Origin of the sequence: Phenylobacterium sp. (assembly GCF_031412415.1) — a bacterium.
Classification (GTDB): Bacteria; Pseudomonadota; Alphaproteobacteria; order Caulobacterales; family Caulobacteraceae; genus Phenylobacterium.
On the sequence record NZ_JANOCX010000428.1, the window covers coordinates 1 to 7,986 of the forward strand.

Annotated in this window: 11 protein-coding genes; 8 read left to right on the forward strand and 3 right to left on the reverse strand. The window is 68.7% G+C overall.

Annotated features, from left to right (window positions below):
• On the reverse strand, positions 1-471 hold a 471-nt coding region (locus RMO04_RS19815), incomplete at its 3' end, for a hydantoinase/oxoprolinase N-terminal domain-containing protein (protein WP_309646490.1).
• 70 nt (positions 472-541) lie between these two features.
• Between RMO04_RS19815 and RMO04_RS19820 the strand changes: the two genes are divergently transcribed.
• The 5 genes from RMO04_RS19820 to RMO04_RS19840 all read left to right on the forward strand — a co-directional run bounded on the left by RMO04_RS19820 (position 542) and on the right by RMO04_RS19840 (position 3,729).
• The gene (locus tag RMO04_RS19820; protein ID WP_309646491.1) at positions 542-1,237 is read left to right on the forward strand and encodes a DnaJ family molecular chaperone; all 696 of its coding nucleotides are present in this window, start codon (positions 542-544) and stop codon (positions 1,235-1,237) included.
• 103 nt (positions 1,238-1,340) lie between these two features.
• The gene (locus tag RMO04_RS19825) at positions 1,341-1,631 is read left to right on the forward strand and encodes a hypothetical protein (protein ID WP_309646492.1); all 291 of its coding nucleotides are present in this window, start codon (positions 1,341-1,343) and stop codon (positions 1,629-1,631) included.
• Positions 1,632-1,699: 68 nt separating this feature from the next.
• Entirely contained in the window at positions 1,700-2,149 is a 450-nt protein-coding gene (locus tag RMO04_RS19830; protein WP_309646493.1) for a GNAT family N-acetyltransferase, read from the forward strand.
• Positions 2,150-2,208: 59 nt separating this feature from the next.
• Positions 2,209-2,496 carry a putative quinol monooxygenase gene (locus RMO04_RS19835; protein WP_309646494.1) on the forward strand — a complete coding sequence of 96 codons (288 nt, stop codon included), beginning with the start codon at positions 2,209-2,211 and terminating at the stop codon, positions 2,494-2,496.
• A 9-nt stretch (positions 2,497-2,505) separates the two neighbouring features.
• Positions 2,506-3,729: an acyl-CoA dehydrogenase family protein gene (locus tag RMO04_RS19840; protein WP_309646495.1), complete on the forward strand. Its 1,224-nt coding sequence runs from the start codon at positions 2,506-2,508 to the stop codon at positions 3,727-3,729.
• Here the strand turns inward: RMO04_RS19840 and RMO04_RS19845 are convergent.
• Positions 3,726-4,379, reverse strand: a complete 654-nt coding sequence (locus RMO04_RS19845) for a DsbA family protein (RefSeq protein WP_309646496.1) — start codon at positions 4,377-4,379, stop codon at positions 3,726-3,728. The genes RMO04_RS19840 and RMO04_RS19845 overlap by 4 nt on opposite strands.
• Before the next feature lie 72 nt (positions 4,380-4,451).
• On the opposite strand from RMO04_RS19845, the gene RMO04_RS19850 reads away from it, so the two are divergent.
• Positions 4,452-5,105, forward strand: a complete 654-nt coding sequence (locus tag RMO04_RS19850) for a helix-turn-helix domain-containing protein (RefSeq protein ID WP_309646497.1) — start codon at positions 4,452-4,454, stop codon at positions 5,103-5,105.
• A gap of 10 nt (positions 5,106-5,115) precedes the next feature.
• Positions 5,116-6,612 (forward strand): MBL fold metallo-hydrolase, encoded by a 1,497-nt coding sequence (locus RMO04_RS19855; protein ID WP_309646498.1) that lies wholly within the window; start codon positions 5,116-5,118, stop codon positions 6,610-6,612.
• On the opposite strand, the gene RMO04_RS19860 is transcribed toward RMO04_RS19855, so the two are convergent.
• Entirely contained in the window at positions 6,609-7,502 is an 894-nt protein-coding gene (locus tag RMO04_RS19860; RefSeq protein ID WP_309646499.1) for a LysR family transcriptional regulator, read from the reverse strand. The two genes, RMO04_RS19855 and RMO04_RS19860, sit on opposite strands and share 4 nt — an antisense overlap.
• A 90-nt stretch (positions 7,503-7,592) precedes the next feature.
• Between RMO04_RS19860 and RMO04_RS19865 the strand changes: the two genes are divergently transcribed.
• Positions 7,593-7,986: aldehyde dehydrogenase family protein (locus tag RMO04_RS19865; RefSeq protein WP_309646500.1), on the forward strand; the 394-nt coding region annotated here is incomplete at its 3' end.

Sequence of the window (7,986 nt, forward strand, 5' to 3'; positions counted from 1 at the left end):
GAAACCCTCGGCGCGAGCCTCGGCCAAGCGCCCCGCGAGCCCGCTGCTGTCGAGGGGGGTGACGACCGCGCCGTCGGCGGCAAGCCGCTCATCGGCCTCGACCACGCCGGAATAGAGCGGGTCTGGCCGGATGATGTTGAGCGCGAAGAGGTCCGGCCGGGACTGGTCGCCGATCACCAGCGCGTCGGCGAAACCCTGCGTGGTGATGAACAGGGTCCTGGCGCCGGCCCGCTCCAGCAGGGCGTTGGTGGCCACCGTGGTGCCCATCTTGATGGCCGCGACGCGGACGGCGGGGAAGGGTTCGCCCGGCGCCACGCCAAGCGTCCGGCGCATGGCCTCGACGGCGGCGTCGTCATAGCTGGGGGAGGCCGAGAGCAGCTTGCTCGACAGCTCGGTTCCATCCGACGCTCGCCCGATGACATCGGTGAAGGTGCCGCCGCGATCGATCCAGAAGCTCCAAAGCCTGTCCAAACCTTAACCTTCCAATGTTCGGATACGCGTTGTCAGGCGTCGTCCGGGGCCTTACAGGTGGCTAACTCCCATGAGCTTCTGGCGCAACATTGCTGGGCTCGCAGTCCGCCGGCCCGATGCGGGCGACTGCGCTGATTGCCCGGCCACCCGGCCTGGCGAAGACCCGGCCTTTTCCACCGCCGTCACGGCGCTGGGAGCTAAGCTGGCCAAGGCCGACGGCCGGACCAGCCTGGGGGAGTATGACGCCTTCTCCCGCGTGTTCACGCCCGACGCCGCGTCGGAGCGCAACATCCACCGCCTGTACGACCTGGCCCGCCAGACCACCCGTGGCTACGAGAGCTACGCCCGACGCCTGGCCAAGCGCTATGCCGGTTGCCCGACCCTGCTGGAAGACGTGCTGGACGGGCTGTTCCACATCGCCGCCGCCGACGGGGCGGTGTCGCAGGACGAGCTGGACTATATCGAGAGCGTCGCTGACCTGTTCGGCTTCTCGCCCCTGGTGTTCCGCCGGCTCCGAGCCACCCATCTGGGCCTGGCGTCCGACGATCCCTACGGCGTGCTTTCGGTGGCCCACGACGCCGATGACGATATCGTGCGCTCGGCCTGGCGCTCAGCGGTGTCGGAAGCCCACCCTGATCGCGCCCGCGCCAGGGGTTTGCCCAGCGAGTTCATCGAGGTGGCGGAGGCCAAGGCCGCGGCGATCAACGCGGCGTTCGACACCATCATGCGCGAACGCAAGGCGATGGCGCTCGAAGGCGCGGCATGATGACGCCACTTTTCCACGTTTTCTTCACCGACTGTTGACGTCGAGGATCACTCGACCGACATAATCGTTCTAGCCGCTGGAAAGCGGCGCTATCGAGGAAGCCATGGTCCGGGAATTCGCCAGGAAACACGGTTCGGCCCTTCGCAGTCTCGCGATGCTGGGCGGAGCTCTCGCGACGACCGCCGCCGTCGTGATCGGCGCCGTCCTGGCGGTGTTCTTCGCCGCCACCGTGGTGGTGATCGCCGTGATGGCCTCGGCCCTGCTGGCGCTCGCCGGCCTCGCCCTTCGCGCCAAGCGCGCCCGCGTCCGCCGCGACGACGGCGTCATCGAAGCCCGCAACCTGGGCGGCCACCACTGGGTGGCCTATGGCTGGAACGAACAAGCGGGGCGGTGACCCCCACGTCCGCGACCCCGAACGCCGGCCTGGTCCTTAGACCTTTCCGCCCTGGCGACGAGGCCGCCTTGGTCGCTATCCTCGAAGACACCTTCCTTTCGACCTGGGCGCCGCAGCTGCGCCCCGCGGCGCTCGAGCGGCGTCTAATCGAGCAGCCGGCTCGGGCCTATGTGGCCGAGAAGGGCCGCCAATTCGTCGTCGCCGTTCAGGACGGCTCCACCGTGGGCATGATCCACTGGGACGGCGACTTCATCCATGCGCTGCATGTGCCCCAGTCCGCGCAGCGGCGCGGCGTGGGTCAGGCCCTGCTGGCGCGCGCCGAGGCGGCCATCGCTTCGGATCATGGCGTCGCGCGGCTGGAGACCGACACCTTCAATCAGATCGCGCGGGCCTTCTATGCGGGATGCGGCTATCGCGAAATCGACTCCTATCCCGACGAGGAGTGGGACAGCGGCCTGACCACCTTGCTGCTAGAGAAGACCTTGCGCGGCGGCGGGCGACGAACGCCGCATCGATAGCTTGCCGACGTTCACTCGGCCCTTTACCGTCGACTCAAACAAGCGTTTGGGAGAACGGCATGATCGGCGTAGTGGCGACCTTGAAGGTCCAGGACGGCAAGCAGGGTGAGTTCGAGGCGATCTTCACCGATCTGGCCGCGCAGGTCCGGACCAATGAGCCGGGCAACATCTTCTATCAACTGACCAAGAGCCGCACCGACCCCACGGTCTACAAGGTGCTGGAGCTCTACAAGGATCAGGACGCGCTCTCGTCCCACGGCCAGACCGACTACTTCAAGGCCGCCGGCGCCAAGATGGGTCCCTGCATGGGTGGTCGCCCCGAGATCGAGTATCTCGACGGAGTCTAGGGAGCCGACATGGACCTCGAATTCTCCAAGGAAGATCTCGCCTTCCGTGACGAGGTCCGGGCTTTCATCGCGCAAGCGTACGACGACGACATGCGCGCCCACATGGCCCAGTCGAAGAACGGCCATATCGGCAAGGCGGGCCAGATCCGCTGGCTGAAGCGGCTGGGCGAAAAGGGCTGGATCGCCCCCGATTGGCCGACCGAGTACGGCGGCACGGGCTGGAGCCACGCCCAGAAGTACATCTTCGACATGGAGATGGCCCTGGCCGGCGCCCCCTCGACCACGAACATGGGCCTACGGATGTGCGCCCCGGTGGTCATGGCCTTCGGCACCCCGGAGCAGAAGGCCCAGCACCTGCCCAAGATCCTGACCTCCGACGTCTGGTGGTGTCAGGGCTACTCCGAGCCGGGTTCGGGATCGGACCTCGCCTCGCTGTCCATGAAAGCCGAGCGAGACGGCGATCACTATGTCCTGAACGGCTCCAAGACGTGGACGACCTTCGCCCAGCACGCCGACTGGATGTTCTGCCTGGTGCGGACCTCCGTGGAGCCGATCCGCCAGATGGGGATCAGCTTCCTGCTGCTGGACATGAAGACGCCCGGGATCAGCATCACGCCCCTGCCGACCCTGGACGGCCCGCCGGACGGCGAGCAGGAGATCAACCAGGTGTTCTTCGACAACGTCCGCGTGCCAGTGAGCAACCGGATCGGCGAGGAAGGGCAGGGCTGGACCTACGCCAAGTACCTGCTGCAATTCGAGCGCGGCAATCCCTACGCCGCGGGCCTGACCAACCAGTTGGCGAAGGTCCGGAAGATCGCCGGGGTCGAACCCTCGGACGGCGGGACGCGGATGATGGACGATCCCTCGTTCCGCCGGAAGCTGGCCGAGTTGCAGATCAAGGTCGACGTGCTGAACGCCACCGAGCAGAGGATGTTCGCCGCCCGCACGGCCGGTGAGGCGATGGGGGCGGCGTCGTCCATGCTGAAGCTTGAGGGCTCCCAGGCCCAGCAGGCGGTGACGGAACTGGCGCTGGAGGCCGCGGGCATCTACGCCCAGCCGTTCGTGCGCGACACCTGGGCCGAACTGCACGGCGAGACCAACGTGCCGCGCGCCGGACCAGACTACGCCGCCACCTTGGCGCCGAGCTACTTCAACTATCGCAAGACCTCGATCTACGCCGGATCCAACGAGATCCAGCACAACATCATGGCGAAGATGGTCCTGGGGCTTTAGCCCCGCTCGGCCAGACCGTGCTGGCCCATGCGCCAGAGCAGGGTCTCCAGGCGGTCCTGGCCGAAGAACGGCTCGTTCTGGAAGACCATGGTGGGGACGCCCCAATGGCCGACCTCCTCGAGGCGGGCGTGGCTGGCCTGGATGGTGGCTTCCAGGCGCTCGGCGTCGGCTGAGGCGACTTGCTCGAGGTCGGCGAGGTCGAGGCCCGCGCGGGCCGTCGCCTGGGCCAGATGGTCGCCCTGGTCCCAGCCCTGCACCTGACCGCCCCAGATCAGCTTGCTGACCTCGACGATGAACGCGAGGCCCGCGCCGGCCTCGACGGCCGCCTGGCCCAGGTGGGTGAGGCGGCGGATATAGGGCTGGTCCTTGGCCACGTCGCCGGTGGCGAGGTCCATGACGATGGGATCGGGACGGGGCGGGCCGAAGGTCATGCCCAGCATCTGGGCGGTGCGGAAGCCGTCGCGCGCCACATAGAAGGGCCAGCGCTTGTCCTGGCGCTTGAAGAAGCCGTCGACGCGCACCGCCAGGGGATAGACCGGGCGGATGTCGAGCTGGACGTCGTAACGCCGCGCAATCTCCGCGAGGCGGGGTGTCGCGAGGTACGAATAGGGGCTCCTGAAGGACCAGAAGACGTCGACCTGCAGGGTCATCGGAAACCTCGTGCTTGCAATAATGACTAGTTAGTCCAATAATGACCAAATAGTCAAATTGGAGCTTGGACGATGATCGCGGGCGGCGTGCGGGTCGATCGGCGGCGGGAGCGGACCCGGGCGGCGCTGCTGCATGCAGGCCAGGTGCTGTTCGCCACGCGCTCTGTGGACGCGGTCAGCATCGATGACATCGTGGCCGCCGCCGAGGTCGCCAAGGGCAGCTTCTACAACCATTTCCCGGACAAGGACGGCCTGGCGCGGGAGATCGCCCAGCAGGCGCGGGCCGCCATCGAACTGACCGTGGCCGACATCAACCGCGACGTGCTTGACCCTGCCGAGCGCGTGGCGCGCGCCCTGGCGATGTTCGCGCGGGGCGCCGAGGCCTTCCCGATCCGGGCCCAGGCCATGATGCGGCTGTTCCCCTTCGCCTCGGTTCCCGACGCCCCGATGAACCGGGGCGTGCGCGCCGACATCCAGGCCGGTCTGGCGGCCGGGCGGTTCGAGGGCCTGGCGCCGGAAGCCGCCGTCATGATGGCGGTCGGAACGGCGCAGATCGCGGTGTCGCGCGTGCTGGAACGCCATGCCGCCGACGCGGCCTCGACCCTGGCCGAAGACCTGATCTTCGGCCTGCTGCGGGGACTTGGGCTGGAGGCCGCCGCCGCCCGCGCCGTCGCCGCCAAGGCCTGCGCCGACATCTTCGCCGCCACCCTGCCCAGCCGCCTTTGAGGACCTAGACATGCGCGTCACCGGACTCTTCGTCATCGTCTTCGCGGTGTTGTGCGCGGCCCTGGGTTTCGGGATGTGGGCGGCGCCCGAGGAGCTGGCGGGCGCGCTGAAGGTTGGGATCCTGGCCCCGGAAGGCCTTTCCACGCTTCGTGGCGACCTGGGCGGGCTGTTCGTGGCGCTAGCGGCCCTGTGCTTCGCCGGGGTCTGGACGCGCCGCACGGTGCTGCTCCAGGCCGCCGCCCTGGTCCTGTTCGCGATCGTCGTCGGACGGCTGACCGGGGTGGTCGACGACGGCCTGCCGGGCGGCGTCCCGCGCGCCCTGGTCATCGAGATCGCCGCGATCGTCGCCCTGGCGTTGCATGCCCGTGCGCTGGGCCGGGCGCAGGCACCCGAACGCGCCGGCCTAACCCGGGTCATCCTGCTGGTGCTGGGCTTGGGCGTCGCCGCCAAGCTTGGCTTCTCCGCCGCCTTGGCCAACCCGACGGTGCAGCAGAAGATTTTCGAGCGCGCGGTCGCCCAGCGGATGGGCGCGGACAATTCGGCGCTGTTGGCCGACGACGCCTTGCGGGTGGCGGTCTGTGGGACCTCGGCTCCGCTGCCCAGCAAGGCGCGGGCGAAGGCCTGCGTGGCGGTGATCGCCGGCGGCAGGTTCTACATCGTCGATGTGGGCCCGGAGTCGGTGGAGAACCTGATGCAATGGGGCGTTCCGCTGAACCGGATCGGCGGGGTGCTGATCACCCACTTCCACTCCGACCACATCGGCGACCTGGGGGAGCTGAACCTGCAAACCTGGGCGCAGGGACGGCCCGCGCCGCTCAACGTCTACGGCGGGCCAGGGATCGACCAGGTGGTGGGCGGCTTCAACCAGGCCTACCGGATCGACCAAGGCTACCGGACGGTCCATCACACGGCGAAATTCATGCCGCCGGAGACCTGGCCGATGGTGGCGCGCACCGTCGAGATGACCGGACCGGCGACGCCCGCCAAGGCGCGGACCGGCGTGGTGCTCGACGACGGCAAGTTGAAGATCACGGCCATCGAGGTCGACCACGGGCCGATCGAGCCGGCCTACGCCTACCGCTTCGACTACAAGGGCCGCTCGGTGGTGATCAGCGGCGACATCAAGAACCACCCGCCGCTGGCGCGGGCGGCCATGGGGGCCGACATACTGGTCTCGGAGGCGATCGCGCGGCCAATGGTCGAGAGGATGGAGGCCGGCGCCAAGGGCCTCGGCCGCCCCCGGGTAGAGCGCATCATGCACGACATCCAAGACTATCACATCTCCCCGCAGGAGGCGGCAGGGCTGGCCAACCAGGCCAAGGTGAAGCTGCTGGTCTTCTACCACCTGCTACCGGCCCCAGACGGGATGATCGCGCGCCGGACCTTCGAAAGCGGGATCGACGCGGCGCGGGACGGGGCGTGGACCCTGGCCGACGACGGCAGCCTCTACACCTTGCCGCTGGAATCCAAGGATGTCCGGATCGGGCGGGTCCCAAGGGCGCCTTAGCGCCGATCTTGACCATAGGGCGAAAGCCGCCCCGCCTCGTCGACGCAGAGCGCCTTGATCCAGGTCCGCACCGCGCGCAAGCGGGCGGTGTCGTGGACGTCTCGGCGGGTGGAGAGCCAGAAGCGGCGTTCGATCAGGACCTCGTCGTCCAGGACGCGGGTCAGGCCCTGCGCCATGAAGCAGGGCAGCACGCCGACACCGCCGCCGGCGGCGACGATCTCGCGCTGGGCGCGGATCGAGGAGGAGGCCAGGCGCGCGGTCAGGCCGGGCAGGACCTCGTCGAGATAGCGCAGCTCCGGGGCGTAGATCAGGTCGTCGACATAGCCCACGATATCGAGGTCGCGCAGGTCGGCGACCGCACGGGGCGCGGGCTTGCGGGCGAGATAGGCCGGGGCGGCGTAGAGGGCGAGCTGGTAGGGCGTCAGCGGCTCGACGATAAGGCGGGCGTCGTCGGGCGCGCTCAGCGTGATGGCCATCTCGACCTCCCGGCGGCCAGGCGAGAGGAAGCCGGCGCTGGCGGCCAGCTCGATCCGCAAACCGGGGCGGGTGGCGGCGAGATCAGGCAGGGCGGGCGCGAGGATCGTCGCGCCGAAGCCTTCCGAAGCGCTGATCCGCACCGTGCCGGCCATGACGTCGGGGCGCGTGACCTGGGCGGCGGCCTCCATGGCGGTCTCGGCGTCCAGCGCGATGACCAGGAGCTGGGCGCCGGCGGCGGTGAGCTGGAGGCCGCTGGGGGAGCGGGCGAGCAAGGTGGACTTCAGCGCCGACTCCAGACGCGACACCCGGCGGCCCACGGTGGCGGCGTCGACGCCCAGGCGTTGCGCGGCGGCGGTCAGCGACCCAGTGCGGGCCGCGGCGATGAAGACCTTCAGGTCGTCCCAGTCGAACATGCTGCATATTCGCATGACCGGAACCGCAAGTCTGCAATACCCGTGGCGGGCCGGCTCTGATAGGTCAGGGGTCAAGAACAGGGAGGCCCCATGCGCGACATTCAGCACTTCATCACCGGTTCGGCTGTCGCCGGGACCTCGGGCCGTTTCGGCGACGTCTACGATCCCAACACCGGCGAGATTCAGGCGCGCGTCGCCCTGGCGACGGCGGCCGAGGTCGACGCCGCGGTCGCCGCCGCCGTGGCCGCCCAGCCCGCCTGGGCCGCCACCAATCCCCAGCGTCGGGCGCGGGTGATGTTCGAGTTCAAGCGCTTGGTCGAGGCCAACATGCAGGAGCTGGCCGAGCTCCTGTCGTCCGAGCACGGCAAGGTGGTCGCCGACTCCAAAGGGGACATTCAGAGAGGCCTGGAAGTCATTGAATTCGCGTGTGGTATCCCGCACGTCCTGAAAGGTGAATATACCGAGGGCGCCGGTCCCGGGATCG

Excerpts from the sequence above, each read along its gene's own strand:
- RMO04_RS19840 (WP_309646495.1), top strand. The coding sequence starts at position 2,506 with ATGGACCTCGAATTCTCCAAGGAAGATCTCGCCTTCCGTGACGAGGTC.
- RMO04_RS19850 (WP_309646497.1), top strand. The coding sequence starts at position 4,452 with ATGATCGCGGGCGGCGTGCGGGTCGATCGGCGGCGGGAGCGGACCCGG.
- RMO04_RS19825 (WP_309646492.1), top strand. The coding sequence starts at position 1,341 with ATGGTCCGGGAATTCGCCAGGAAACACGGTTCGGCCCTTCGCAGTCTC.
- RMO04_RS19835 (WP_309646494.1), top strand. The coding sequence starts at position 2,209 with ATGATCGGCGTAGTGGCGACCTTGAAGGTCCAGGACGGCAAGCAGGGT.
- RMO04_RS19860 (WP_309646499.1), bottom strand. The coding sequence starts at position 7,502 with ATGTTCGACTGGGACGACCTGAAGGTCTTCATCGCCGCGGCCCGCACT.
- RMO04_RS19820 (WP_309646491.1), top strand. The coding sequence starts at position 542 with ATGAGCTTCTGGCGCAACATTGCTGGGCTCGCAGTCCGCCGGCCCGAT.
- RMO04_RS19855 (WP_309646498.1), top strand. The coding sequence starts at position 5,116 with ATGCGCGTCACCGGACTCTTCGTCATCGTCTTCGCGGTGTTGTGCGCG.
- RMO04_RS19845 (WP_309646496.1), bottom strand. The coding sequence starts at position 4,379 with ATGACCCTGCAGGTCGACGTCTTCTGGTCCTTCAGGAGCCCCTATTCG.